This window comes from Bacteroides sp. HF-4919 (assembly GCF_018860125.1).
On sequence record NZ_JAHKNF010000001.1, the window covers coordinates 708,205 to 735,145 of the forward strand.

20 protein-coding genes and 2 pseudogenes are annotated in these 26,941 nt (G+C 43.9%); 8 read left to right on the forward strand and 14 right to left on the reverse strand.

The window, feature by feature from the left end; genetic code table 11:
• Positions 1–10: 10 nt before the first annotated feature.
• Positions 11–1,330, reverse strand: coding sequence for a hypothetical protein (locus KO473_RS03085; protein ID WP_005819281.1), 1,320 nt, complete (start codon positions 1,328–1,330; stop codon positions 11–13).
• Positions 1,331–1,537: 207 nt separating this feature from the next.
• Here KO473_RS03085 and prmA point away from each other — a divergent pair, with 207 nt between their 5' ends.
• Positions 1,538–2,380 (forward strand): 50S ribosomal protein L11 methyltransferase, encoded by an 843-nt coding sequence (gene prmA, locus KO473_RS03090; RefSeq protein WP_005776412.1) that lies wholly within the window; start codon positions 1,538–1,540, stop codon positions 2,378–2,380.
• A 168-nt stretch (positions 2,381–2,548) separates the two neighbouring features.
• Here prmA and KO473_RS03095 read toward each other — a convergent pair whose 3' ends face one another.
• The 4 genes and pseudogenes from KO473_RS03095 to KO473_RS23755 form a co-directional block, all read right to left on the reverse strand.
• Positions 2,549–3,058, reverse strand: a complete 510-nt coding sequence (locus KO473_RS03095) for a flavodoxin (protein WP_005809092.1) — start codon at positions 3,056–3,058, stop codon at positions 2,549–2,551.
• A gap of 16 nt (positions 3,059–3,074) precedes the next feature.
• Positions 3,075–5,111, reverse strand: a complete 2,037-nt coding sequence (locus tag KO473_RS03100; protein ID WP_005819279.1) for a thiamine pyrophosphate-dependent enzyme — start codon at positions 5,109–5,111, stop codon at positions 3,075–3,077.
• A 32-nt stretch (positions 5,112–5,143) separates the two neighbouring features.
• Positions 5,144–6,136: pseudogene (locus KO473_RS03105) on the reverse strand (dihydrolipoamide acetyltransferase family protein); the annotation flags it as partial.
• A 198-nt stretch (positions 6,137–6,334) separates the two neighbouring features.
• Positions 6,335–6,502 (reverse strand): annotated as a pseudogene (locus KO473_RS23755) (biotin/lipoyl-containing protein); the annotation flags it as partial.
• A 331-nt stretch (positions 6,503–6,833) separates the two neighbouring features.
• On the opposite strand from KO473_RS23755, the gene KO473_RS03110 reads away from it, so the two are divergent.
• Positions 6,834–9,278 (forward strand): PAS domain-containing hybrid sensor histidine kinase/response regulator, encoded by a 2,445-nt coding sequence (locus KO473_RS03110; RefSeq protein WP_005819275.1) that lies wholly within the window; start codon positions 6,834–6,836, stop codon positions 9,276–9,278.
• A 25-nt stretch (positions 9,279–9,303) separates the two neighbouring features.
• Here the strand turns inward: KO473_RS03110 and KO473_RS03115 are convergent, their stop codons facing one another.
• Both KO473_RS03115 and lpdA read right to left on the reverse strand, forming a co-directional pair.
• Positions 9,304–10,005, reverse strand: coding sequence for a lipoate--protein ligase family protein (locus KO473_RS03115; protein ID WP_005819272.1), 702 nt, complete (start codon positions 10,003–10,005; stop codon positions 9,304–9,306).
• The gene (lpdA, locus tag KO473_RS03120; protein WP_005819271.1) at positions 10,005–11,354 is read right to left on the reverse strand and encodes a dihydrolipoyl dehydrogenase; all 1,350 of its coding nucleotides are present in this window, start codon (positions 11,352–11,354) and stop codon (positions 10,005–10,007) included. Before lpdA ends, KO473_RS03115 begins: the two co-directional genes overlap by 1 nt.
• Before the next feature lie 214 nt (positions 11,355–11,568).
• Between lpdA and KO473_RS03125 the strand changes: the two genes are divergently transcribed.
• Positions 11,569–12,105, forward strand: coding sequence for a hypothetical protein (locus KO473_RS03125; protein WP_227559354.1), 537 nt, complete (start codon positions 11,569–11,571; stop codon positions 12,103–12,105).
• A 216-nt stretch (positions 12,106–12,321) separates the two neighbouring features.
• Positions 12,322–12,528, forward strand: coding sequence for a hypothetical protein (locus tag KO473_RS03130; RefSeq protein WP_005809105.1), 207 nt, complete (start codon positions 12,322–12,324; stop codon positions 12,526–12,528).
• A 158-nt stretch (positions 12,529–12,686) separates the two neighbouring features.
• Here the strand turns inward: KO473_RS03130 and KO473_RS03135 are convergent, their stop codons facing one another.
• Complete coding sequence (locus KO473_RS03135; protein WP_005819268.1) at positions 12,687–14,276, reverse strand: hypothetical protein; 1,590 nt, start codon at positions 14,274–14,276, stop codon at positions 12,687–12,689.
• Between the two features lie 25 nt (positions 14,277–14,301).
• Positions 14,302–15,957, reverse strand: coding sequence for a hypothetical protein (locus tag KO473_RS03140; protein ID WP_005809109.1), 1,656 nt, complete (start codon positions 15,955–15,957; stop codon positions 14,302–14,304).
• Positions 15,958–16,408: 451 nt separating this feature from the next.
• Between KO473_RS03140 and KO473_RS03145 the strand changes: the two genes are divergently transcribed.
• Complete coding sequence (locus KO473_RS03145; RefSeq protein ID WP_005776399.1) at positions 16,409–17,671, forward strand: amidohydrolase family protein; 1,263 nt, start codon at positions 16,409–16,411, stop codon at positions 17,669–17,671.
• Positions 17,672–17,780: 109 nt separating this feature from the next.
• Here KO473_RS03145 and arsM read toward each other — a convergent pair whose 3' ends face one another.
• The 5 genes from arsM to KO473_RS03170 form a co-directional block, all read right to left on the reverse strand.
• Positions 17,781–18,611, reverse strand: a complete 831-nt coding sequence (arsM, locus tag KO473_RS03150; RefSeq protein ID WP_005819267.1) for an arsenite methyltransferase — start codon at positions 18,609–18,611, stop codon at positions 17,781–17,783.
• 114 nt (positions 18,612–18,725) lie between these two features.
• Positions 18,726–19,052: a helix-turn-helix transcriptional regulator gene (locus KO473_RS03155; protein WP_005776397.1), complete on the reverse strand. Its 327-nt coding sequence runs from the start codon at positions 19,050–19,052 to the stop codon at positions 18,726–18,728.
• A 211-nt stretch (positions 19,053–19,263) separates the two neighbouring features.
• The gene (locus KO473_RS03160; protein ID WP_005809115.1) at positions 19,264–19,788 is read right to left on the reverse strand and encodes a biotin/lipoyl-containing protein; all 525 of its coding nucleotides are present in this window, start codon (positions 19,786–19,788) and stop codon (positions 19,264–19,266) included.
• Between the two features lie 13 nt (positions 19,789–19,801).
• Complete coding sequence (gene accC / locus KO473_RS03165) at positions 19,802–21,313, reverse strand: acetyl-CoA carboxylase biotin carboxylase subunit (protein WP_005786450.1); 1,512 nt, start codon at positions 21,311–21,313, stop codon at positions 19,802–19,804.
• Between the two features lie 18 nt (positions 21,314–21,331).
• Entirely contained in the window at positions 21,332–22,876 is a 1,545-nt protein-coding gene (locus KO473_RS03170; protein WP_005776394.1) for an acyl-CoA carboxylase subunit beta, read from the reverse strand.
• Between the two features lie 267 nt (positions 22,877–23,143).
• On the opposite strand from KO473_RS03170, the gene KO473_RS03175 reads away from it, so the two are divergent.
• From KO473_RS03175 to KO473_RS03185, 3 genes are all read left to right on the forward strand, one after another.
• Positions 23,144–23,731 (forward strand): DUF3575 domain-containing protein, encoded by a 588-nt coding sequence (locus KO473_RS03175; RefSeq protein ID WP_005776393.1) that lies wholly within the window; start codon positions 23,144–23,146, stop codon positions 23,729–23,731.
• Positions 23,732–23,785: 54 nt separating this feature from the next.
• Entirely contained in the window at positions 23,786–25,234 is a 1,449-nt protein-coding gene (locus KO473_RS03180) for a DUF3868 domain-containing protein (protein ID WP_122130509.1), read from the forward strand.
• A gap of 204 nt (positions 25,235–25,438) precedes the next feature.
• Positions 25,439–26,938: an L-lactate permease gene (locus KO473_RS03185; protein WP_122130508.1), complete on the forward strand. Its 1,500-nt coding sequence runs from the start codon at positions 25,439–25,441 to the stop codon at positions 26,936–26,938.
• Positions 26,939–26,941: the final 3 nt, after the last annotated feature.

A 26,941-nucleotide genomic window follows, 5' to 3' on the forward strand; every position in this document is an offset into this window, starting at 1 on the left:
ACCTCCATTATCATCTTCTGCCCCTTGAAGAGCCACCACCGCCACCGGAAGAACGGGAAGAACCACCACCGCCACCGGTAGAATAACTACGTGAACTACTACCTGAAGGTGAAGAATAACTACGCGTAGACGAACTGCTGCTGCGAGAAGGAGTACTGTTGTACGAACGACGAGTGGTACTCTCATTGTAACTACGCGAAGGAGCCGTAGAACTGCCACGAGTATAAGTAGAGCTGCTTCTTGTACTTGCTCTTCTGCCTCCTTCCGAGTAAGACGGAGAACCTGTAGTAGTGCTTCCGCCGCGAGTTCCTTCATAAGAAGAACTACTGCGTGTACTACTTGGACGGGTATAGGTACTTCGACGTGAAGAAGAAGCATCTGTACGCGTAGTAGATCCCGGACGTTCACCGACTACACGCGTTCCTATCACACGTCTGGCAGAGCTCTCTCCTCTATTGTAAGAAGATGTCCCTGACGAACGAACGGAAGAACCGCTATTGGAGCGTACCGCACCTGAACCATACCGGCGAACAGTTGAAGAGTTTCCATAACTGCTTCTCACAGCAGACGAACCACGGCGGGTATAAGTATCGTATCTTCCTGCCCAGCTACCTCCGCCACCCCATCCGGGATGATAGTGATGATGGTGTCCCCAGTAGCCGCCATACCAGCCGCCCCAGTAACCACCCCAATAACCGGGATAATAGCCTCCCCAGGCATAATAAGGTGAAGACCAGCCCCATCCCCAGCCCCATCCGGGACCATAAGAGTTATAACGCCAATCCCACCACAAGCGGTTGGTAAATGTTGGGAACGCATAAGCATAGAATCCGTCTGTATAAACGTTCCAATCCCAAGAGTTAGCTCCATAAACAATGTCCCAGTAAAGCGGACTGCTGATGCTCACCGCAAAACGAGGATTACGGAAACGAATGATACGTTCGGCATACTCGTAGTCATCCTGTGAGCCATTGAACCCGTTCACCCATTCACCATCCGGATCGGAGACAGCTTTTTCTTTTACATATAATGTATCGTCCTCCATTGCGAACTCATTATCTTTAGCATCGTAACGGCGGTTATACTCATCCACATCACGCATATCGCGTTTGTTTCCTTTACGGTCCTGAACCACTACCGTAGTACCCGGAGCCGTATAAATATTCGTGGTGACTGTCCTTTTTTCCGGTACCTTCTTTACAGGAGTCTTTTCTGCTTCCTGCTTTTTTTCCTTAGAAGGCACGAAATAAAGGTCGTCATTATTGCTTTGTGCCATCACAGCCAGTGGAAGGCACAGGGCAAACAGCGATAATAAAACAATCTTTTTCATATTTCCGTGGTTTATTGGTTACTTTATCTTTTTATTCACGTTACAAAGATAAGCAAGGTATTCACGCTGTCGGATAGATTTTCCCCAAACAATAATAGGGATTTCCCTATTTTGCCGTTCTTTAACTTAACAAACCTCAACCCGATAAAAACAATGTTTACTTTGTTTCTATCCCTTTAAATCGTACTTTTGCAAATAAAAACACCTATGAAGTACTTTGAGTTCACTTTTGATACACATCCTTGCACCGAAACGGTGAATGATGTGCTTGCTGCCGTGTTGGGCGAAGCCGGATTCGAGAGTTTTGTCGAACGGGAAGGCGGACTGACTGCTTATATTCAACAATCACTCTATAATGAAGAGACGCTGAAAACTGAACTGGCAAACTTCCCGATACCGGATACGGAAATTACTTATGTATTTACCGAAGCTGAAGATAAAAACTGGAACGAAGAGTGGGAAAAGAATTTCTTTCAGCCCATTGTGATCGGAAACCGTTGTGTGATTCATAGTACATTCCATCAAGACGTGCCCAAAGCGGAATATGACATCGTGATCAATCCGCAGATGGCTTTCGGGACGGGTCACCATGAAACAACCAGCCTGATTATCGGTGAACTGTTAGATAGTGAGCTAACCGGTAAGTCCTTGCTGGATATGGGATGCGGAACTTCAATCCTGGCCATCCTTGCACGGATGCGGGGAGCTCAACCTTGTACAGCCATCGATATTGACGAATGGTGTGTACGTAATTCGATAGAGAACATCGAACTGAACGGAGTGACAGATATTGCCGTTTCTCAGGGAGATGCTTCGGCTTTGGCAGGAAAAGGACCATTCGATGTAGTAATAGCCAATATCAACCGGAATATCTTACTGAATGACATGAAACAGTATGCAGCATGCATGCACCCGGGATCGGAGCTATATATGAGCGGATTTTATGTAGATGATATTCCGGTCATCCGACAGGAAGCGGAAAAGAACGGATTTACATTTGTACACCATCAGGAAAAGAATCGGTGGGCAGCAGTAAAATTTGTACTCTAATTAAAGTTCCTTTGAACATTCATCCTGTGCTCAATCATCTAAAAGAGCAGGAAACATAACAATAAATGCAAATCCCACAAATATTCTGATTTTGTATCCATCAAAGAAATTAGTGGGATTTGCGTAGCTTACCTCTGAATAAAGTTCTTTGTTACTCTTGAAAGGTCCTTATTGGCTCTCAAACTCTTTTTTTACCTGTTTGCACCAGTCTTTTATTCGTTTATCAGTCATTTCCGACTGATTTTCAATATCAATAACCAGTCCACACCACTTGTCATCCCGCAAAGACCGTGAGCGTTCGAAACTATATCCGTCAATAGAGGTGAAACCAACAAGTGTGGCTCCGTCATTCTCAAATACTTCGGCAAGAATACCAATACCATCGGCAAAGTTTTCAGGATATTTCACTTGGTCGCCAAGTCCGAAGATGGCAACTTTCTTCCCTTTCAACTGAAGAGTACGGAGTTCGGGAAGTAGTTCGTCCCAATAAGTGGGCAACTCACCATCGAACCACGTGGAAGCTCCGACAATAAAGTTGTCATAAGCCTCAAAATCGTTTTGCCAGGCATTTTCGATAGCCACAGATTCGGCGGAAGCACCGAATTCCTTTTGTATCTTTTCAGCTACCCAAGAGGTTTTATCAGCTTTGGCAGCATAAAATATTCCTATCTTTTTCATGATTGCTTGCTTTTAATTAAAATTCCAGCAACTCTTTGGCTGCTTTATATATCTTTTCATCATTCGGCAGGATGGCACGCTCCAATATCGGATTGAAACCTACCGGAGTAAAGGTGGAGCCAATACGCTGTACCGGAGCATCCAGATAACGGAACATCTCTTCGGCAATCTGCGCGGCAATCTCAGCACCGAAACCGGAGAAGACTTTATCTTCATGTACAACCAATACTTTACCGGTTTTCTGCACAGAGGCAAAAATAGCCTCTTTATCCAATGGGATCAACGAACGGAGATCAATGACTTCGACACTGCCCAACCCCTCCTGAGCAAGACGTTCGGCTACGTTCAGGCAGAAATGAGTCGTATTCCCATAAGTAACTACAGTCAGGTCGGTTCCTTCACGACGGATACGGGCTTTACCAAAAGGGACCTCAAACTCTTCGGGCACAACAGCAGCAGCCTCTACTGAGTTGTAAAGTGCTTTCGGCTCCAGATAAAGAGTGAAACCTTTGGAACGCATACTGGTGCGGAGTAATCCGGCAGCATCGTCGGCAAACGACGGACAAACGATGCGGGCACCGGGTAAAGTCGTAAGAGCCCCTTCGAGGTTCTGCGAATGATACAATCCACCGCCAATGTAACCACCGGAAGCCAGACGAAGTGTTATATTAGGAGTAAACTTACCGTTACTACGCCAATACTCGTGCGTACACTCCACGTACTGTTCTACGGCTGGCCAAAAATAGTCGGCAAACTCAGCTCCTTCGATAACAACATGTATTTTAGGGTCGAAGCGACACATACCGTTAGCGGTTCCCACAATATAGTCTTCAGCAATCGGGGCACTGAATACACGTGCATCACCAAACTCTTGCTGCATACCTTTGGTTACATTGAATACACCTCCTTTATCCTTATTGGCTACGTCCTGTCCCCAGATAAATGTATCGGGATTACGACGGAACTCTTCTTTGAGAGTTTCGTTGATGGCATTCACCATAAAACTCTTCTCTCCTTCAACAGGTCCCGGAAGCCCGTCTTTATACTTTTGAGGGATATAAGGTTCGGGAAGTACAAAATCATAAATACTTTCCGGTTTCGGATCGGGAGCAGCCAAGGCCTTACGATTGGCTGCGGCAAGTTCCTTTTTAGCGGCAGCCTCTATTTGCTGGAGATCTTCCTCTGTCAGGCGTTTATAGCGCAATAGCATGCGGCGGAATTTCATCAACGGATCGGCCTCTTTCACATAAGCCAACTCGTTTTCGTCACGATAAAGCGTATGCTTATCCGAATTGGAGTGCGAACCGATACGGACACAATTAGCATGGACAATGACCGGAGTACGATTGGCAATAGCAAACTCACGAGCTTCGGTCATGGCATTCATCGAGTCGAACACATCTTTCCCATTGCAATGGATGATACGGAGATTCTTAAAACCGGAGAAATTATCGGCCACTTTACGGTTGGCTGTCTGATCCTTTTTGGGAACAGAAATGCCGTAACCGTTGTCCTGAAACACAAAAATCACCGGAAGACGTTCGTTACTGGCACCGTTAATGGCTTCATAGACAAAGCCTTCGGAAGTGGCGGACTCTCCGTGTGAAGTGATCGCAACACCTTTATGTCCATAATATACCATGGCGCGTCCCACGCCTGCCGCATGAAGATCATGTGTGCCGGTAGCAGAAGAGATATTCTCGATGTGCCATTCCGGTTTGGCAAAGTGATTGGACATATGACGTCCGGCACTGCCCGGATCGGTAGCTTTCGAAATTCCGTTCAAAATCAGCTCCTCCGGTGTCATTCCGGCAGAAAGAACCGTAAGCATATCCCGGTAGTAAGGGAAAAGATAGTCTTCACCAAGGGTAAAAACCTGCCCTATAGCGAGTTGGATACCGTCATGTCCGGCATAAGGAGCATGATAAGACCAGCCAAGGGATTGCAGCAGATAGGCGGGTGCTTTCTCATCGAGAGCGCGGCCCAGGGTCATCAAATGATACCACTTGCGGAGGGTCTGTTCGTCAGTGGTTTTTATATCATATTTCTTCATTTTCAATCTTTTTAGTTAGTTTCACACAGCAGTCACTCTTTCCAGTTCTCCAGATAATCGGCAATGAAATGCAGGAAGTTACCTCCCAACGAACCATCCACCACCCGATGATCGTAAGAGAGCGACAAGTACATCTTATGACGAATGGCAATCACATCGCCTTCGGGAGTCTCCACTACGGCCGGCTTTTTTTCGATAACTCCCACGCCAAGTATTGCTACCTGCGGCTGGTTAATGATCGGCGTACCGAACAACATCTTAAAAGTGCCGAAATTGGTAATTGTAAACGTACCTCCGTCAATATCATCGGGCATCAGCTTATTCACCCGGGCCTTTTTCGCCAACGAATCGATAGCTACGGCAAGTCCGTTAAGATTCAGGCGATCAGCGTCGTGAATCACAGGGACAATCAGGTTTCCGTCATCCTGAGAAACCGCAATGCCGACATTAATATGTTTCTTATACAGAATGTTATATCCATCCACAGACACATTCACTTGCGGATAGGCAGCCAATGCCTGTGCCGTAGCCTCAGCAATAGCAGGCATATAAGTCAGTTTCACCCCTTCACGACGGAAGAAGACATCCTTATTCTTTTCACGCCAGCGAACCAACCGGGTGACATCGACTTCAACTACGTTGGTCACATGCGGAGAAACTTTCTTCGACATCACCATATGGTCGGCGATAATGCGACGAACACGATCCATCTCTTTCACCTCTACCGATGCGTCCGAAACAGAGGGGCTGAGGGACTGGGAAGCCACAGCTACAGGTTTCTTTGGCATTTCAGCAGCAACCGGAGTCGCAGGTGAAGAAGCAGGAGTGTTTACCTTAACCGCTGAAGACACCGCAACAGGGGCATCGGCAACCGGAGCACCTTTTTTCATTTCAATATAATGACGGATATCTTTTTTACTTAACCGTCCTTCATAACCTGTCCCGGGGATCGCATCCAGTTCTTCCTGGGGAATCTTTGCCTCCCGTGCCAGTTGGAGCACTGCCGGTGAGTACCAACGTTCTACTTTCGAGACAGTAGTTTCCGCTTTCACATTCGGAGCAGACGCGGCACTTGAAGCTTCCGCCGCTTCGGAAACAGATGTACCTTCTGCGGAACCTTCAGTTTCCGATGTTTCTACGGAGTCTTCTCCATCCATATCTACAATAGCAACTACAGTGCCCACGGGCACAGTATCACCTTCTTTAAACAATATCTCCACCACCTTTCCGGAAACGGGAGAAGGGATCTCCGCACTCACCTTAGCGGTGTTTACTTCAAAAAGCACATCATCTTCATTGATCCTGTCGCCCACTTGTACCGACCATGACAGAATGGTTCCTTCGGTAATACTTTCGCCCAGTTTGGGCATTTTTATTTCGAATCTTGCCATACATACAATTATTTATTCTTTCACTTGTTTAAGTAGAACAAGATTTTGAAAAAGAATGTTTTAAGTTAGTGTTTTTTTTAAGTAATAGCTTGAAAAAAGAAGATTGCCAAGTAACTGATAAAGCACCCATCACTCCCCCTGAAAATCACCGGGCGATTATACAAAAATGTTCTTAGCGAACATTTTGGAATATTTTAAAGTGAAATTCAAAAATAATAGGTTGTACTGCTCAAAAAAGCGTTTCCAAGATACTGCTTTAATGAAAAATTACGTATTTTTGTATACTTGTTTTTAAACTGTAACGTTTTTCACTAAAATCAGTAACAAGGATATGACATATTTATTAACTCTTCTGCTTCTCCTGACATCTTGTGCCGTCATTATCTTATCAGTCATTCTGATCCAGATGTCAAGGCACCGACGAAGTACGGCAAACGCACTGCAAGATGCTTACGAAACACTAAAACTGCAAAACCTACGTACCGAAGCGATTTTAGGTGATCTTCCTGTTGGTGTAGAAGTATATTCCAAAGAAGGAGTTCTGATAGGATTGAATGAACGTAGTTGCAAAATCTTCGGAGTAACCGATAAAAAAGAGTTACTTGGCTCCATACCAATCATGAAAAACCCCGTCATTCCACTGGCTGTGAAAGAAGCTTTTCAGCACCAGAAGAAAATACAAATAGACTTTCCTTATGATTTCTCTATCGTGAATAATACAGGTTTCTACAACACTAACCGCAGTAATGAAATAAAACGTATCAGCTGTAACGGTACACCGGTATTCGACTCTTATGGTAAAATGCAGAATTACGTTTTTATCATGAATGACATTACCAAAGAGTATGAACAAGCAAAGCAACTGGAAGAAAGCATCCGGCTATCTCATGAAGCTATACAGGCTTCAAATCTGGTACTCTGGCGATATGACAACCGGAGTCGTTTGTTTTCATCCTATAACGATCCGGTGACCAATTATAACAATGATGCATTGATGCCAACCGAAGAATATATTAGCGCAATGCATCATCTCGAAGACCTTGCCAATGTCCGCGAATATATCAATGCAATGGATGAAGGAAAGGATTTTTCTTATGAGATCCCCATACGGGTGAAAACAGCATACGATCCCGACTGGCAGGACTGTATCATAAGCGGTACTCCCTTTCTGAAAGATGAAAATGGAAAAATATTGGTTTATACTGGCTTCCGTCGTAACATCTCGTCATGGAAAAAACTGAATGACGCGCTCCTGAAAGCCAATCAACAGAACGAACTGATACTCAATAACAGTAATTCCGGCCTGGTTTATATCTCAACTGACCATATAGTACAATGGACTAACCTGGGCACCTGCTCCACCAGCATCTCAAACGAAGCTTATAAGAAAGGAACATTCTGCTATCAATCCACATACGGTCGCAATACTCCCTGCGAAGATTGTGTAATGCAAAAAGCAATACTTTCCCGGCAAACAGAACGACATGTCCTCAATTTGAATAACCGGCTGATAGAATCCTACGCTACACCTATTTTTAACAGCCATGATAAGGTAGAAGGTGTAGTGCTCCGGCTTAACGATGTTTCGGAACGCGAACGCCTGATCTCAGAACTAAGTGAAGCCAAAGAACGTGCAGAACAATCGGACAAATTAAAATCGGCATTCCTGGCAAATATCAGCCACGAAATACGGACACCGCTCAATGCCATAGTCGGCTTCTCAAGCTTGCTGATGAATACTGAAAGTCAAGAAGAAAAAATGGAATTTAACCGGATTATCACTACAAATACGGACTTGCTGTTGCGCTTGATTAACGACATACTTGACTTATCGAAAATTGAAGCCGGATTTGTAGACCGGAAGATAGATAAACTCGACTTGGCAATCTACTTCAATGAGCTATATCACTCGGCACAACAACGAATGACAAATCCGGACGTGAAACTAATCTGCGAAAATCCATACGAACACTGTATCGTACAATTAGATAGCAAACGAATGGCACAAGTGGTGCTGAATTACACGACGAATGCAATCAAATATACTCCCAAAGGAACTATCCGCATGGGATATGAACGTTGTGACGGAGGGCTCCGCTTCTATGTGTCAGATACAGGTATTGGCATTTCGGAAGAGAATAAACCCCGTGTGTATCACCGCTTTGAGAAATTAGACGAATTTGCACAAGGTACAGGATTAGGTCTTTCTATTTGTAAGGCAATTACCGAAGCCTGTGGTGGACGATTAGGTTTTGAGACAAAAGAAGGTGTAGGATCTACTTTCTGGTCATGGATTCCATGTGAGTTCTGCGAACCTGACACAAAAGAGACTGACATTATCGAAGTTTCGGACTCCGACTCTTCATCCAGAGCTATACAGAAACCATCAGCCGGATTCAATGATCTGACAGATCCCCAGCCAAAGAAAATATTAGTAGCTGAAGATATCGATAGCAACTACCGGCTGATAACCGCCTTATTAAAACACACCAACTATAGCCTCCATCGGGCAATGGACGGAATCGAAGCTGTAGAAAAAGCAAAGGCAGAACAGTTTGACCTGATATTAATGGATATGAAAATGCCACATCTCGATGGGCTGGAAGCTACACGAAGGATAAGAAGAACAAATGAAAGCCTACCCATTATCGCCTTAACAGCACATGCATTCAACTCGGACAAAGAAGCAGCACTTGAAGCCGGTTGTAACGCATATATCGTAAAACCGGTAAACAAGGAACTTCTGCTAAAGACTTTACACGAATATCTTGATTAACATCATATTGCAGGCCATCCTATGATTATTCATCAAGTGCATTGTATTTGTTCCTACGCAACTCTTTAATGACTGTTTGTTCTGCCTTGTTGAATCCCTCGGAGACCGATGTCTCTGCAAAATATCTGAAAATCCAATTCCGGAACCTATCTGTAGGTATAGCCGGATAAAAATACTCTTTCAGATTCGTCACCTCACTACGGACCGAACGTACAGAAGGATGTAATCTGATATTTTCCTCTGACGGGGCTACGGCAAGCAGTGTATTCAGCAGTTTCAAATCCGTATCATACAGCAATGTGCAATGATACATCGCACGATTGCGATGTACGCATTGCGCACTGCCCGAAACCTTTCGCCCACTGACATAAATACCCAACCGTTCATCACCCGTCGCTGCCACTCCGGCAGCACTCAGCATTGTAATCGTTTTCTCCAGATAAGTCTCAAAACGTGCCAGGCGGGTAGTCTCAATAAATGTAAGATTGATATTACCCAGATCGTGATATACTGCGCCACCACCGGAAAAACGGCGGAATACAGGGATCTGCTTTTCACCTGCTGCCGTTAAATTCACTTCCGCTTCCATCCGTTGATGCTTACCGATAATTATGGAAGGAGCACTTTGCCAAAGCATGAATACATCTTCCGTACCCTGTTTCAGCAAATACTCCTCAGCAGCCAAGTTAAAACCGGCATCCGTTGAAAAACTGTTGATGAAACGCATCAGGCAAACAGTGTTTCATGATAAATCTCACCGACTGTCGGGTGTGGAAAAACACTCTTTCTGAATTCATCGACCGTATAGCCCCGTTGGATAGCAATGCCCGCCACGACAATAATTTCCGAAGCCGGATTACCCAGCATGTGACAACCGATAATTCGATCATTATGATCGATAATCAGTTTGCAGAGTCCGTTACCTAATTCATTCTCGGCAACAAAACGTCCCGAATAAATCATTGGAAGCTTCTGTACCCGATAATAAATACCCTTAGCCATCAATTCTTCCTCTGTTTTACCAACGCCGGCAAGTTCAGGATTAGTATAAACCACACCGGGAACACAATTATAATTCATTGGATCATCTATACCCAAAATATGGTTAACAGCCACCTCTGCCTCACGGATAGCGGTATGTGCCAACAGTGAATAACCGGTAATATCACCACAAGCATATACACGTGGATGAGAGGTCAACATATGTTCATCCACTACTACACCGTTCCGGTGTAATTCGATATTCAGTTTATCCAATCCTACCTGAGTGATATTAGCTTTCCGACCTACACTTACCAATATCCGGTCAGCTTCAATAAACGAGCTCTTTCCATCCTTCTCCACTGTCACCCCTTTATCACTCACTTCTGTTACTTTTGTATTCAAATAGAAGTTTATACCTTTCTTTGTATAGTCGCCACGCAACATGGCACTCGTTTCTTTATCCATTACTCCGAGAATTTCCGGCATCATCTCGATAACCCGTACCCTGACGCCCATACTATTAAAGAATGAAGCAAATTCCATTCCGATTACTCCCCCACCGATAATGGCAAGTGAAGAGGGAAGAACGGTACTGTCCAATGCTTCACGCGAAGTCCAGTAATCTATATCCGAAAGCCCCTTTATAGGAGGAATCACTGTATCCGATCCTGTACAAACCATCAGATAGGTCGCCTCGTAAACATCTCCGTCACAATAGATGCGGAAGCCATTTTCACCCTCACCTTCTATCACCGCTTCTTTATCTATAATGGTCACTCCGTAAGAGTTCACCGTCATTCTTACCCCACCCGTCAGTTTCTGTACCGTCTTATTTTTCCGGTTAATCATTTTTTCCATATCAAATGTGGGAGCACTATCTACAGAGACACCATATTTCGGGGCACTCTTGATGCTATCAAGTATCTTGGCAGAATAGAGTAATGCCTTCGTAGGAATACATCCTTCATTGAGACACACGCCACCCATTGCTTTTTTCTCAAACAAAACGGCACGTAATCCGTTTGCTCCTGCCCGCTCGGCAGCGGTATATCCAGCGGGTCCCCCGCCAATGATAGCTATATCATATTTCATAATCGTATAATTTTTAAGTTATTCCTACTATTAACAACAAAAAAGGATAGAGCTTAGTTTTAAGTTAATCCTGTATCTTTCATATGAAGAAGGAGAACAAAAGTAACAAGTCGCTTTTTTACCATAAACATAAGAAGGAAATATGTACTTTTGCAGCATCCATTAAAAATGGTCATAACATTATCATTAATAAAAAGAAGAAATGACACTGTTGATGTTAATCATAATCCTTTTAGTATTATTGCTGGGGCTCTATGCTTACTTGGGCGGATTCTCCGAGATTAAAGTAAGTACCCAAAAGTCCGGTGGAGAAACTATTGTCTACCAAGAAGTAACAGGCGACTATAAACAGACTAAAGCAATAACCAACAAGATCTATTATTACTTGTTGCACAAACTTAAAATAGAAGCCAACAGAGGCATAGGTATCTTTTATGATAATCCGAAAGAAATAGCCAAGGATAAGCTACGTTCGGAAATCGGTTGCATCATTGAGTCTAAAGACACTAACCGTTTGTCTATCAACGAATGCATGTACAAAATAAAAGTTCTACCGTCAGAAGACTATGCAACAGCTGAACTTCCACTCAAAAACGGGCTTTCCATATTTATTGGTTTTATCAAAGTATATCCTGCGCTGGATAAATATATATCAGAACAGGGTAAAAAGAAGGGTTCGGTCACCGAGATTTATGATATTCCAAATAGAAAAATTATTTATAGGCAAGCCCTGTTGAAATGCGATCAATAAGTGATGGCAGACCACAGAGAAATCTTTGGCAGACCACCAAAGAATAGGAATATCTCTTCTCAAAATAATTAGATAGAAGTAGTTTTACTAAATCTGCTATTCATATTTGCAGAGAGCTGAGATTTAAAGAGCTTGTAGAATGTCATCCGATTTATAGGCATACAGATAAAAACAATTATAAAATAACATTTTACCAAAGAATCCATTTTTAGTAATATGAAGAAATTACTCTGTCCCCAGTGCAAAATCGCTGGTATGTACGTAAAAAACAGCCAAGGAGAGCGGTTATTAGTATACATCACCCAAAATGGAACAGTAGTCCCCAAATATCCGGAAGCCTCAACTGAGGGATTCGACTTTACGGAAGTATATTGCTTGGGGTGTTCCTGGCATGGCTCACCCAAGCAATTAACAAAGATTTAAAAAAGCAACATTTACAGACAATGTCGCCACCTCCTTTCCGGGGAGATGGCGACCGACTGAAACACTTCACTTCTCATCTGAATAAGGCATATAAGGGCTACACATATCCGTATTGTAACAGAGATTTCGCATAACTTTTTCCGTATTAATTAGATGTTTCAATTGTCCCACTGCCTGAAATCAATCCAAACCATCTTCGACATTTTGAGATCCGTTTTAGCCGAATCGTGTCCATAGCGAATACCACAGTTATAATGCACATAAGTCTTTTGCAAATTGATAGCATCGGTAATGGCAACAGAAACAACTCCGGGTTGCGCATCAGCTTCCAGAGAATAAATACACTGCTGCCGATGGAGCTTCATACTATTGTTGATGTGAGCCAGATAGTTCTGGCGAAGAGTCCAGCCCCCCCATGTTACATAATTGGGAGTCATTGCCTGCGCAGCATCAATCCACCGCAACCCCTCGCTCGTTTCGTAAACAAAGGCTTCTGCTCTATCATAAAACTCTCCGGGAATAAACTGCCAGAGTTTACTGTATAGCCCATTGCCATATTGTCCTTTACAAGAGTAATCCATCGACAATGTTTTATAAGATATTTCAGTAGACGATTCCTTGCCAAACGATACTTTGAAAGCCTTCCAAGGTTTTTCTTCCAGTTCAGCAGGTGATACGGATACAGATACTTTCCAAAAAGAATTCTCTGTATAGTTGGTTCCATGATTCACCGTTTGCGGCTGATAACTGATTTCCCGGAAAATACCCCCATCCGAATGGACAGTGATCTCACTGGAGGCTTCCCGCATCAGGTTCCAGATGTAAGCATAGACATTGGCTCCTTTGGGCGTTGTATAGTCTTTGATATTAGCAGTGAAACCATTTCCCGCGTCGTTCGTTATACTCAATATACAATTGTTGTTCTTACTGTATATCTGGAAGTTATAGGCATCTATCGCCCAGGAGTTATCTATAATCACATCGGGTGCTGCCCCCTCTTTCATCTTATAAGGAACCGCCTGCATGGAATAGTTCATATCCCCCTGAGCATAACCGTAGATACGGTTATAAATTTCTATCCGCTTCAAAGCCTCCTTATCTGCCATTTGTGCATTATATGCAGGATCCGGATCGGTACCTTTGGGCAAAATATCCGCAGAACGGGTCAACAGTTGCTGGTTGAAAGAGGCCGCTCCCTTACCAATCATATTGTTTTTGGCATATGGATCGGCAGAAGGAAAGATTCGGTAATGCTGCACATTATCATAATTAATGGCATAATAACCCGGCTCCATATAAACTCCTATTAATGAAAGCATTTCGTTCTTTTGTTCCGGAGTATCCTGAGTGGCAATAACATAGAAATCTCTCTTATAGAACTTCAGCATGCGGAACAGAGAGACCGGATATTTACCGGAAACAACATCTTTGATATTCAGGATAACCGTCACATAGATATCCGGATTCTTGATATCGGCATCGAGTTCTGTCTCAGGATTTGTCATCTTATCATAGTCCACAATTGTCTTTTTCCCTATTTCCCAGGAAGTGGGAATGTTGTTGAACAAACGGGAAGTAATATCTTTCACTTCCGCATCATCAGTTCCCATGCGTACCAAGACTACATCTTTCTTATCGATCTCATTATCTTCATCAGGCACCGGAACATCATCGATAATATCCCTAACACATGCCCCTAAAAGAATGCTTGAGAACAGAAGTAGCACATATATCATTTTTGTTTTCATAATAATCTTTTTTTAATGGTTCGTTTTACCAGTTATTATAGTCAATCCACACCGTAGTTGTTTTATGCACATCTACTGTGGCATCATAAGCAGTGCCGGCACTACTTGGCAAAGGATGAATCACTGCGGCTCCCCAACTCGTGAACCAGGCTCCTCCGCGCTGTAACACCATTCCGTCAGTTATTTCAATGGCTACAACACCCGCCGACGCGCCGGTTGTACGAGCAGTAATAGCACACTCCTGATTGTAATTGAGCAAATTCTGGTTAAACTGCAAGTCATTGTTATAATCGCAAAAAACATTATCCGTGCCTGGGGTTCCCGCCACATGGTTGTAGAGAATATCATACCATGCGGGCGAAATCATGGCAACCCCATCGATCATACCATCTGCTTTCATTGCTTTATTCCCCTTGAAAAGGATTTCAGGATACCATTTCCAGCAATAATCCATCTCAGCATCGGTAATAGTACGGGTCACTTCACGGGTCATTTCCGCCAGCTGATAGATGATAGACTTTCCCCAACGATACTCACCCTTTAAAACAGGACTCGCTCCCAAATCAAACCCTACACTCTTTTCATACGCATGTTCAATGGTACTCTCGGTTTGCGGCAGTCCTGGTGCAAAATCAACCAATTTGAGATCTAATTGAGACTGTTCGTCGTCACGGATATTAATCTTTGTATAAGCATTATTCCGTAATCCCCATATCAGTGCCCAGAGTTCATACATGGGTGGATTATTCAAAGATACCAATGAATTATCGAGCCTGTTAGAAAATCCGTTGCCACCCGAACTGTAAACAGCAAGCATATTATCTCCATTGGTTGGCGCATAAATACGTAAATTATAAGCGTCAATAGTCCATTCTCTGTCAACCATCCCATCATACCTTTTATCTTCCCTTGGAGCATAATTCCTTGTTTCAGCAGTATAAGGTAACAACGTTTCATATCCAGTCATATGATACTTGTAATCACTGGTATAAACATAGAACCGGTTACTGATATAAATTTTCTTCATAGCATGCAAAGCCCGTTCGGTAACTTCAGGGGCAGAAGGATCATCCGTTGGACCGGGAGAAGAAAGCATACTACGGGTATGGGGGTTAAGACCATTCGTGCCACAGAGTTTCTTCAAAGCGTCCGGATCATTTGTGTCATAATAAGCATAACGCTGCTCGCGCGGGAAGCTAACTTTATAATACCCTTTATCTACATAAAGTCCGAAAAGTTTCAGCATCTGTTCCTTCAAATCTTCCTCCTTACCATCTTTGGCTATTAAAATCACTCCCTGACGATTGTGACGGATATCCTGTATCATTTCAAAATTATAAGTACCTGCTAAAAAGTCAGCGACATTGCCCACAATTGTCAGGTCGTTCAATGTATCTTTTGCCATAGATTCCAACGTTGCCAGCTTATCTGTACCGGGTAGATCATTAAAAGATATCATCTTGTCGTAATGGTTCACGGTTTGCAGTCGAACTGCAACTTTCTTTGTTTCCGCACTCGTTCCATTGAGCCAGATTAAGTAGTTTCCCGGACGGGAAGCTACATCGACATCATCCATATTCATAACGGTTGCAGCCGATAAATCCTCTGCACTGATCGGTTCGTCCGTATCGCAGGAGTAGAATGCAAGCAAAACAAATAGAAAAATGAATAAAGTTTTCATATCCATATGTGTTTAATAGTGAGACAATATGCCACATTTACCGGCTGAAATGTGACGGGTTCAATTACTTCGTCTATAAAAAGAGAACGTACAGCAAAAAGAATAGGTTCAAATCAACAGCAATTAAGGTTAATGTACAGTCTATCAAAAAGAAGTAATCTATGCATGAAAGTACTGTAAATAGTACAATGTGGAAAGTTATTAGAACTTTCTAATTAGGTCATTTTAATTATTCCGGACAAGAAAAATATTCTATTTTAATAATGACAAGACATAAAACAGCATATAGAGTAATCAAAATCATCAGACAGAAGGGCACTCCATATTTAGTAAAGTTTTTTAGAATACAGACGCAGTATTTCCCGGTTAACGAAGTTTATCATCCCGGTAAGTAAACCAATACCTTCCCTCACGGGTTATACCACCAGTATTCACCCATTCACGATGTATCATGGATAAAAGTATTTTAATCAATAACGTTCAAATATTCGATGGCAGCCACGAGCAGACTATCCAGGGAAATGTACTGATAGAAAACAGCCGGATTAAAGCCATTTCAGAAACTCCGATCCCTACAGACGGAATTAGTAATCCCACTATCATAGACGGAAAGGGAAAATTCCTGATGCCCGGACTAATCGATGCACACTGGCATGCTTATATGTCATGCAATACAATGATGGATCTGCTGACTGCTGACACCGCTTATACACAATTCAAAGCCGGACAGGAAGCAGAGGCCACGCTACTACGCGGATTTACGACCATCAGGGATGCCGGTGGTCCGGTCTTCGGACTAAAACGGGCCATTGATGAAGGTATTCTTTCCGGACCACGTATCTATCCAAGCGGTTCCCTTATCTCTCAGACAGGAGGACATGGAGATTTCAGAGCGGTGTATGACGAACCGCGTCCATTCGATTGTTGCGGATTAACGCATACGGAAGAGATAGGTGCTGCCATTATTGCCGATGGAGTGGATGCCGTAACTGTTGCCGCACGCAACAATCTCCGCTTGGGAGCCAGCCAGATCAAGTTGATGACAGGCGGCGGAGTTGCTTCTCTATACGATCGGTTGGAAGACACACAGTTTTTTGAAGAAGAAATTCATGCTGCTGTCAAAGCGGCAGAAGATGCGGGAACCTATGTAATGGTGCATGTCTATGTGCCCAGAGCTATTCAACGAGCTATCCATGCGGGAGTAAAAAGTATTGAGCACGGACATCTGATTGATGAGGCGACTATGGAACTGATTGCGGAGAAAGAGATATGGCTCAGTATGCAGCCTTTCACTTTGGGAGATAATCAGTTCCCTACGAAAGAACAGCAGGAGAAACATGCTTTAGTAGTTCAGGGTACAGACCAGACATATCAACTGGCAAAGAAATATAAGGTCAAGTTGGCATGGGGAACAGATTTACTATTCAATCCGGCCAATACGAAAAATCAGAATCAAGGTATCCTCAAATTACAGAAATGGTTCAGCAATTTTGAAATTCTTAAAATGGTGACACATGATAATGCGGAGTTACTGGCCTTATCCGGTGCAAGAAACCCCTATCCAGGAAAGTTAGGCAGTATAGAAGAAGGAGCCTGGGCCGATTTAATCCTGGTGGATGGAGATGTACTGAAAGACATTACACTACTGGGCGATCCGGAAAGAAATTTCGCAATGATTATGAAGGGAGGAACAATATACAAGAATAAAATTTAATCTCACGTAGAAAAGCCCGACTCCCCTCCAAATAAAATTCCGGTTAACGCAGAATCAGCGATAACCGGAATTATATCCATTTAAACGGAAAGAATTAAGAATCCGCATATTACACAGATCGTTTTTCTCCCGTTACTGTAATTGAGTAAATCCCGACATTTCCGGATTTATACTTTCGGATCGTGTCTTCATCCAGATGTTCATATAACACTTCATCAGGAATAAGAACCGTTTTAGTCCTCGCAATACGAATATCCACAAAGTCGGCCTTTTCTATCTCCTGCAAATAATCTTCCTTTTGAATAGCACTTGCGATGCACCCTGCATACATCGCCGCATTATCAGTAAACTTTTTGGGGAATGTTCCATTAAGTACAACATCGGATATACAGAAATGTCCGCCAGGCTTCAGCACACGATAAATCTCTTTGAAAATAATATTCTTTTCAGGAAGCAGATTAAGTACACAGTTGCTCACAACGACGTCTGCCGTATTATCCAGTAAAGGCATATTCTCTATATCACCTTCCAAGAACTCCACATTGACATATCCCCGTTTAAGTGCGTTGTTACGTGCTTTTGTTATCATTTGAGGGGAAAAGTCAATACCAATGACCTTACCGCTTTCACCTACTTCCGCACGGGCAATAAAGCAATCATTCCCTGCTCCCGAACCTAAATCAACCACTGTATCACCTTCACTGATATTGGCATATTGTGTAGGTAATCCGCAGCCGACCCCTAAATCCGCATCAGGTTCATAACCTTTCAGATTTGTATAGTCCTCACTCATTATGGTAAATACTTTTTTTGAAGCAGCCAAAGGGTTTCTACCGCAACAGCAACCTTTCAGCTCTTCTGCATTCAGAGCGAGCTCACTATAACGTTGTTTCACTAACTCCTTTAAATCTTGATTGTTTTTTATCTGATTCTTTTCCATCTTGTTCTCATTTTTAATCATACTATAATCTTCCGTATCCAATACTCTTCATTAAAGCCCTATTGCAAGAATATCTGTTCGTAAATACACGAACATCTTTCGTAAAAAATCCCTTTACCCACAACATGATGTCCCGGTACAGGTGCAATCGTTTAAAAACTCTACGAATAACAACCGGGCAAACTCCCAGTTCTCACGGTTGATGCAATACCGAACTTTAGGCGCTTCTATTTCTCCCTGAATTAATCCTGCATCTTTCAGTTCTTTTAAATGCTGTGAGACGGTTGCCTTGGCAATAGGCAACTCTTCATGGATATCCCCGAAATAACAACTATCCTGTTTCGCTAAGAAACTAAGGATAGCAATCCTCGCCGGATGTCCCATAGCCTTGGCAAAGCGGGCAAGCTGCTCCTGCTTTTCTGTGTACTGCTTTGTTTTCACTTTATCATTCTCCCATTGTTTATTGTTCGCAAAACTACGAACAGATTCTGAATTGACAAAACGAAGCAAGTTCTTTTTAGGAATGATTAAGAATATCTTATACCGGTCTCCAAAAGCTAACTATATCTATTTCAATGAAAGATAACAATACACATAAAAAGAGCTCTGAAATAAAAACTTCCAGAGCCCCTACCTCTTAAATACCTGTTTGTTACTCAACCACCATGATGCGGTCATTTAATCCCACTTTCGTATTTTCTTCCACAAAAATCTCTTTCACCACCCCATCAGCCACCGAACGAATTTCATTCTCCATCTTCATGGCGACCAACACACATAGCGGATCACCCTTCTTCACTTCGTCTCCTTTCTTCACATAAGTTTTCAGGATAACACCCGGCATAGGAGCCACAACCACCTGACGTCCTACGACATCTGCTCCGTTACGGGCATTATGAATCTTTTCCAACTCCCCTTTCAGTTCAATCTGATAAAGTTCCCCCTTATTCATAATGGTATAGGAGGAATGGGAAGTCGGAGATATCTGTACTCCGTGCGAATGATGATTGATGATGATGGAATAGATAGAATCACCTCCTACATTATAGTCCACATCATATACTTTTCCGTTAACCGCCACTTTCTTCACAGGCCCGTCTTCCAGTATCTCCACTTTATATTCACTGTCGGGCACATCCTGTATCTTGGCATAATAGGTTGCTAATATTGTTGTCATAATCATTCTGAGTTTAATAGTTATTGGCAGTCATCTGCAACTTGCCGTAATATTTCCAAAGCGAATCTCCTACTACCGGAAGCGTAGTGGCGCGTGAAGCAGCCTCTTTTTCTTCTTCATAGTGCTTCAGCGCAGCAGCAATCACCGCTACAGTCGGATCGGTATTCTGCCTGCGCTTCAGGTCTTCCTTGTCGAAACGGGTGTCGATGAAAGTAGTATCGTATTCTCCTTTCAGGAAAGCCGCATTCTTCAACACACGCTGGTGGAAAGGAATCGTAGTCTTGATACCCAAGATCTTATATTCCCGCAACGCACGAGCCATATTCGAAATAGCCGAATCACGGTTACGCCCCCAACAACAAAGTTTGGCAATCATCGGATCATAATGCAACGAAACCTCAAATCCCGCATAAGCCGCACTATCCAAACGAACATTACGTCCTTCGGGAGCTTCACGAACGGTTATCACCCCGGGTGAAGGCATAAAGTTGTTTTCAGGATCTTCGGCATAGATGCGGCATTCGATGGCAGCACCCCGAAATTCGACATCTTCCTGCCGGTAAGGGAGACGGTTGCCCGCAGCCACCAGAATCATGTCTCGCACTAAATCCACTCCCGTACATTCTTCCGTCACCGGATGCTCTACCTGCAGACGGGTGTTCATCTCCAGAAAATAAAAGTTCTGGTCTTTGTCCATCATAAACTCCAGCGTTCCGGCACTGTAATAGTTGATTCGTTTGCAGGCTTCCACTGCCACCTTCAGCATTTTGGCTCGTGTTTCGGGCTTCACAAAAGGAGAAGGCGACTCTTCGATCACTTTCTGGTTACGCCGTTGAATGGAACATTCACGTTCGTACAGATGAATCACATTGCCATACTTATCGCCCAGTATCTGCACCTCAATATGATGCGGATTCTCGATATATTTTTCAATATAAACGGCATCGTTGCCAAATGAAGTTCCGGCTTCGGATTGCGAAAGGCGAAGTGCGGTTTCCATCTCCTCTTCACTGCGTACCAGACGCATACCTTTCCCACCACCTCCGGCAAGTGCTTTCAGCATGATGGGATAGCCTACTTCGGCAGCCACCTTTTTGGCTTCGGCAATGCCTTTCACCGGATCTTCCGTGCCCGGTACGATCGGTAAACCAGCTTCACGCATAATCCGGCGGGCCTCAGTCTTAATACCCATTCGGGCAATAATATCGGCACTCGGACCAATAAAGATAACCCCCTCTTCCTCACAACGACGGGCGAAGTCTGCATTCTCAGACAGAAAGCCATATCCCGGATGAATGGCAGCTCCCGTCTTTTTAGCAATCTGCAGAATCTTCTCCGGCTTCAGATAAGAGGTATCTTCCGGCGAATCGGAGATACAATAAGCCTCTTCGGCATAACGTACATGCAAGGCACCACGGTCTACACGGGTATAAATAGCCACCGTAGCAATATTCATCACCCGACAGGTTCGGAAAATACGCATGGCAATCTCGCCACGGTTCGCAACTAATATCTTTTTTATCATACGATGTTCTCCTCTGCTTTAAAGTGGAAGGTTTGAATGTTTCTTCGGCGGATTGGACTGCCGCTTATTAGCGAGCATCTCAAAACTGCGTATCAGGCGCATACGGGTTATGGCCGGGTCGATAACTTCGTCTACATAGCCCAATTCGGCAGCCCGGTACGGATTGGCAAATTTACTGCGATAATCATCCTGTAGCTCTTTTCTTTTCGCCTCGGCATCTGCGGCTTTGTCAATCTCTTTGCGGAACAGAATATTCACCGCACCGTCCGGCCCCATTACGGCAATCTCGGCAGTAGGGTATGCCAGATTCACATCTCCCCTGATATGCTTGGAACTCATTACATCATAAGCACCGCCATAAGCTTTACGGGTAATGACAGTTACTTTAGGTACAGTGGCTTCGCAATAAGCATAGAGCAGTTTAGCACCGTTACGGATAATGCCGCCATACTCCTGATCCACACCCGGAAGGAACCCCGGCACATCGACCAGCGTGAGCAACGGAATATTGAACGCATCGCAGAAACGCACAAAGCGTGCCGCTTTGATAGAAGCATTGATATCGAGTGTTCCGGCCAGTGCCAACGGCTGATTGGCCACCACTCCTATCGTTTTCCCGTTCAGGCGGATATAGCCGATAACGATGTTACGGGCAAATTCTTCCTGCAATTCAAAGAAACTATTATCATCCGCCACGGCACGGATCATCTCTTTTATATCGTATGGCTGATTGGGGTTGGTAGGCACGAGTTCCGATAGTTCGGGCGTAAGCCGCGTCGGAGAATCGGTGGTAGCCACAAACGGAGGTTCCTCCATATTATTGCCGGGCAGATAAGAAATCAGTTCACGGATGTAATTAATACATTCAATATCATTTTCAGCAGAGAGATGTGCCACCCCCGACTTCATGGTATGGACATCCGCCCCTCCCAGATCTTCTTTGCTGACCTCTTCCTGTGTAACACTTTTCACCACATCGGGACCGGTAATAAACATATAACCGGAATTTTTCACCATCAGGATAAAATCGGTCAATGCAGGCGAATAGACCGCCCCGCCCGCACACGGGCCCATGATGGCACTGATCTGCGGAATGACACCCGAGGCTAAAGAATTGCGTAAGAATATCTCCGCATAACCGGCCAGCGAACGGACTCCTTCCTGAATGCGGGCTCCTCCGGAATCGTTCAGCCCGATGATGGGTGCTCCCATCTGCATAGCCATATCCATCACTTTACAAATCTTCTTGGCATACGTTTCGGACAGTGCACCGCCAAAAACGGTAAAGTCCTGGGCAAAGACATAAACAAGCCGTTTGCCGATCATTCCGTATCCAGTCACAACCCCGTCACCGGAAATCTTCTGTTTCTCCATACCGAAATCGGTACAACGGTGGGTGACCAGTTTATCGAGTTCAATAAACGATCCTTTCTCCAGAAGCAGGTCGATACGTTCACGTGCTGTCAGTTTTCCGACAGAATGCTGTTTCTCGATACGGGCGTCTCCGCCACCTTTTTCAGCTTGCCTGTTCAACTCTTCCAGGCGATTGATAAGCTCTTTCATAGGCTATTATTTTAAAGTATATGTAAAGTTAGCATGTAAAAAAGAGAATAGATGTAATCCAAATTACAATTGCTCGTTTATTTTCACTCTCTTTCCCGAAGAAAATGAAAAGTTTGGAATCCCGACTTTATTAAGATAACAATTATTTGCTTAAAAATGTTAGCGTGCATGTCCTATAACATTATTTTGAGTATGAGTCAACAAACTTCCCCTCTCAGACGTTTAATCTCGCAAATAGTTTATGTAAAAACCTAGACCAAAATGAAAATGAGAACAATCAAACATTTTTTAGCAGCATGCTTCCTGCTTGTGTTTGCCACAGGCATACATGCACAAGAGCAGGGAACAAAAACTTATCTGCCCAAGTTTGCCATCAAAACCAATGCCCTCTACTGGGCCACCAGTACTCCGAACCTGGGATTTGAAGTGGCTTTGGCGAAAAAACTTACTCTTGACGTATCGGGCAACTACAACCCCTGGAAATTCTCCAAAGACAGACAAATCAAGCACTGGCTGGTACAACCCGAACTCCGTTACTGGCTTTGCGAACGTTTCAACGGTAGTTTTTTCGGCCTGCACGGCCATTACGCCGATGTAAACATGAGCAATCTCGATATATTCGGGTTGGGCAACTACCGTTATGACGGCAAAATCTATGGTGCAGGTATCTCTTACGGTTACCACTGGATACTCAAGAATCGCTGGAGCATGGAAGCTACCATCGGTGCAGGATATGCCCGCCTGAATTATGATAAATATGCGTGTGGCAAGTGTGGTGAGAAGCTGGGACATAACAACAAGAATTATTTCGGCCCGACGAAAATAGGACTCAGCATTATTTATACTATCAAGTAAAGCCCCACACACATTCTCCGGAACCAATTATAAAAAATTAAATCAATAGTAACAATGAAAAGAAAAATCATATATTTCCTCTTGGCCCTCGCAGTTGTTATGCCGGCCAGTGCCCAGAAATTCTTTAAAGATGCCATCAGTCTATCCGATGTTTCGCTGTGGCAACAAGGCAATTCGCTTTATGTAGACATGCAGATCGACATGAAAAATCTAACGGTCAGTCCCGAACGTATGCTCACACTTACTCCGCTCCTGACAGACGGACAGCACAACGTAGCGCTGGAAGAGATCATCATTAACGGTAAACGCCGTCAGAAAGCTTACTTACGCGGATTAGCCATCAGCCGCGAACTGCCTGCCGGTATCGTGGTACCTTATAATAAAAGAGAAGTACTAAATTATGCCCAGGTGATCCCTTACGAACCCTGGATGGCAAATGCTTCATTGAATCTGGTTGAAAACCTCTGCGGATGCGGCAATAACGAAGAGATGCTCGCACAAGAACTGATCACCAACGATGTCTCTACCGAAGCCAAACGCCTGAGCGCCATGGTACCGGTGGTTGCTTATATTCAGCCTACCGTAGAAGTTGTGAAAAACCGTAGCGAACAGTATGAAGCTCACCTCGACTTTCCTGTCAGCAAAGCTGTGATCCAGCCGGAATTCATGAATAACCACAAAGAGCTGATGAACATTCATGCTATGTTCGACAAGATTCAGAATGACAAGAACCTGACAGTAACAGGAATCAGTATCGAAGGATTCGCTTCACCGGAGGGTCCGTTGAAATTCAACGAACAACTGTCGCAGAAACGTGCCGAAGCTCTGAAGAATTATCTGACTACCAACGAAAAAGTTCCCGGCAAACTTTACAAAGTAACTTTTGGTGGTGAAAACTGGGACGGATTGGTACAAGCATTGGAAAAATCGTCAATGAAAGATAAAGATAAATTTATCGGTATCATCAAGAATACGACTGACGATGCACGCCGCAAACAGGAAATCATGCGCGTGGACGGAGGCGTACCCTACCGTACGATGTTGAAAGAGATTTATCCCAGACTCCGCAAAGTGAACTGCAAGATAGACTACACCGTAGCCAACTTCGATGTAGAGCAAGGACGGGTGGTGATAAAAGTCAACCCGAAATACTTGAGTCTGAATGAGATGTATCAGGTGGCCAACAGCTATCCAAAAGGAAGCAACGACTTCGTGAATGTATTCGACATCGCTGTACGTATGTATCCGAACGATGAAGTAGCCAACCTGAATGCCGCCGCCGTATCACTGACCAAGAAAGATCTGGAAAACGCAATCAAGTATATGGATAAAGCCAACCATCAAACAGCAGAATTCATCAACAACGTAGGTGTATACAACTTCCTCAATGGAGATGTACAACGTGCTGTCGCTGCCTTCAACCAAGCTGCCCAGATGGGTAACGAGGCCGCTAAAGCCAACCTGCAGCAGCTGCAGCAGATCTTGAATATGAAGAAAAAATAAATCCCCGGCATTGGGGTGTAGCCATCCGATGAAAAGGGTGTAGCTATCCGGACCAAAGAGTGTAGCCTTTCCATGCGGAGGGCTACACCTTTTTTTATTTACCGCTATACAGCAAAAAAATAATTATTTCATCCGTCAAAACAGGTTCCGGTTTTGTTATATCAATATCTTAACTTAAACATCAACTATTAAAAACAGACAATTATGACACTGATCCTTGCTATCGTTCCGGTATTGCTCTTGATTGTATTAATGGCATTTTTTAAAATGCCGGGTGACAAAAGTAGCGTCATCTCCCTCATAGTAACTATGCTGATAGCTCTTTTCGGATTCCATTATGCGGCAGACAACTTGGTATTTTCATTCGTATACGGTGCACTGAAAGCGGTTTCTCCTATCCTGATTATCATCCTGATGGCTATCTTCAGCTACAATGTATTGCTGAAAACAAAGAAGATGGAGATTATCAAACAACAATTCTCTTCCATCTCTACCGATAAAAGTATCCAGGTACTGCTCCTTACCTGGGGTTTCGGAGGGTTACTTGAAGCTATGGCAGGTTTTGGTACAGCTGTTGCCATCCCCGCCGCTATCCTGATCAGTCTGGGATTCAAACCCATTTTCTCAGCTACCGTCAGCCTGATTGCCAATAGTGTGGCTACGGCTTTCGGTGCCATAGGTACACCGGTACTGGTACTTGCCAAAGAAACCAATCTGGATGTACAGGTGCTGAGTACGAACGTCGTACTGCAACTTTCCGTACTAATGTTCCTGATACCGTTGGTACTGCTCTTCCTGACCGACCCGAAAATAAAATCATTACCCAAAAACCTATTTCTGGCACTGCTGGTAGGCACTGTATCTTTAGGCAGCCAGTACGTTGCGGCCCGATATATGGGGGCCGAATCACCGGCTATCATCGGCAGCATCTTGTCTATCATCGTTATCGTTATTTATGGCAAACTGACCTCTCCGAAAAAAGAGAAAGAACAGAAAAGCATGTTGAAGGGTAAAGATATCCTAAACGCTTGGAGCATTTATCTGCTGATTTTGTTACTGATCATACTGACCAGTCCGCTTTTCCCAGGACTCCGAAGTACGCTCGAAAATAACTGGGTGACACGTATCAGCCTCCCCATCAATGACTCCAGCGTGAACTATACCATCGCCTGGCTGACACATGCCGGAGTTCTGCTTTTCGTAGGCACGTTTGTAGGCGGTCTGATACAGGGAGCTAAAGTGAAAGAACTGTTTGTCGTTTTATGGAACACGGTGAAACAATTAAAGAAAACGTTCGTCACCGTTATCTGCCTGGTGGGGTTATCTACCATTATGGATACGGCAGGCATGATTTCCGTGATTGCCACTGCACTCGCCACAGCCACCGGAAGCCTCTACCCTCTCTTTGCTCCGGTTATCGGCTGTCTGGGTACCTTCATCACCGGAAGTGATACATCCTCGAACATCCTTTTCGGAAAGCTGCAAGCCAGCGTAGCAGGACATATCAATGTCAGTCCGGACTGGTTATCAGCCGCCAATACGGTAGGTGCGACAGGAGGCAAGATCATCTCTCCTCAAAGTATCGCCATCGCTACATCGGCAGGAAACCAACAAGGGAAAGAAGGAGAAATCCTGAAAGCAGCCATCCCGTATGCATTGGTTTATGTAGTCATTACGGGAATCATTGTGTATATATTCAGTTAACCA

Bases quoted from the DNA above. Each gene is read 5' to 3' on its own strand.
- KO473_RS03085 (WP_005819281.1), bottom strand. From the start codon at position 1,330: ATGAAAAAGATTGTTTTATTATCGCTGTTTGCCCTGTGCCTTCCACTG.
- prmA (WP_005776412.1), top strand. From the start codon at position 1,538: ATGAAGTACTTTGAGTTCACTTTTGATACACATCCTTGCACCGAAACG.
- KO473_RS03095 (WP_005809092.1), bottom strand. From the start codon at position 3,058: ATGAAAAAGATAGGAATATTTTATGCTGCCAAAGCTGATAAAACCTCT.
- KO473_RS03100 (WP_005819279.1), bottom strand. From the start codon at position 5,111: ATGAAGAAATATGATATAAAAACCACTGACGAACAGACCCTCCGCAAG.
- KO473_RS03110 (WP_005819275.1), top strand. From the start codon at position 6,834: ATGACATATTTATTAACTCTTCTGCTTCTCCTGACATCTTGTGCCGTC.
- KO473_RS03115 (WP_005819272.1), bottom strand. From the start codon at position 10,005: ATGCGTTTCATCAACAGTTTTTCAACGGATGCCGGTTTTAACTTGGCT.
- lpdA (WP_005819271.1), bottom strand. From the start codon at position 11,354: ATGAAATATGATATAGCTATCATTGGCGGGGGACCCGCTGGATATACC.
- KO473_RS03125 (WP_227559354.1), top strand. From the start codon at position 11,569: ATGTTAATCATAATCCTTTTAGTATTATTGCTGGGGCTCTATGCTTAC.
- KO473_RS03130 (WP_005809105.1), top strand. From the start codon at position 12,322: ATGAAGAAATTACTCTGTCCCCAGTGCAAAATCGCTGGTATGTACGTA.
- KO473_RS03135 (WP_005819268.1), bottom strand. From the start codon at position 14,276: ATGAAAACAAAAATGATATATGTGCTACTTCTGTTCTCAAGCATTCTT.
- KO473_RS03140 (WP_005809109.1), bottom strand. From the start codon at position 15,957: ATGAAAACTTTATTCATTTTTCTATTTGTTTTGCTTGCATTCTACTCC.
- KO473_RS03145 (WP_005776399.1), top strand. From the start codon at position 16,409: ATGGATAAAAGTATTTTAATCAATAACGTTCAAATATTCGATGGCAGC.
- arsM (WP_005819267.1), bottom strand. From the start codon at position 18,611: ATGGAAAAGAATCAGATAAAAAACAATCAAGATTTAAAGGAGTTAGTG.
- KO473_RS03160 (WP_005809115.1), bottom strand. From the start codon at position 19,788: ATGACAACAATATTAGCAACCTATTATGCCAAGATACAGGATGTGCCC.
- accC (WP_005786450.1), bottom strand. From the start codon at position 21,313: ATGATAAAAAAGATATTAGTTGCGAACCGTGGCGAGATTGCCATGCGT.
- KO473_RS03170 (WP_005776394.1), bottom strand. From the start codon at position 22,876: ATGAAAGAGCTTATCAATCGCCTGGAAGAGTTGAACAGGCAAGCTGAA.
- KO473_RS03175 (WP_005776393.1), top strand. From the start codon at position 23,144: ATGAGAACAATCAAACATTTTTTAGCAGCATGCTTCCTGCTTGTGTTT.
- KO473_RS03180 (WP_122130509.1), top strand. From the start codon at position 23,786: ATGAAAAGAAAAATCATATATTTCCTCTTGGCCCTCGCAGTTGTTATG.
- KO473_RS03185 (WP_122130508.1), top strand. From the start codon at position 25,439: ATGACACTGATCCTTGCTATCGTTCCGGTATTGCTCTTGATTGTATTA.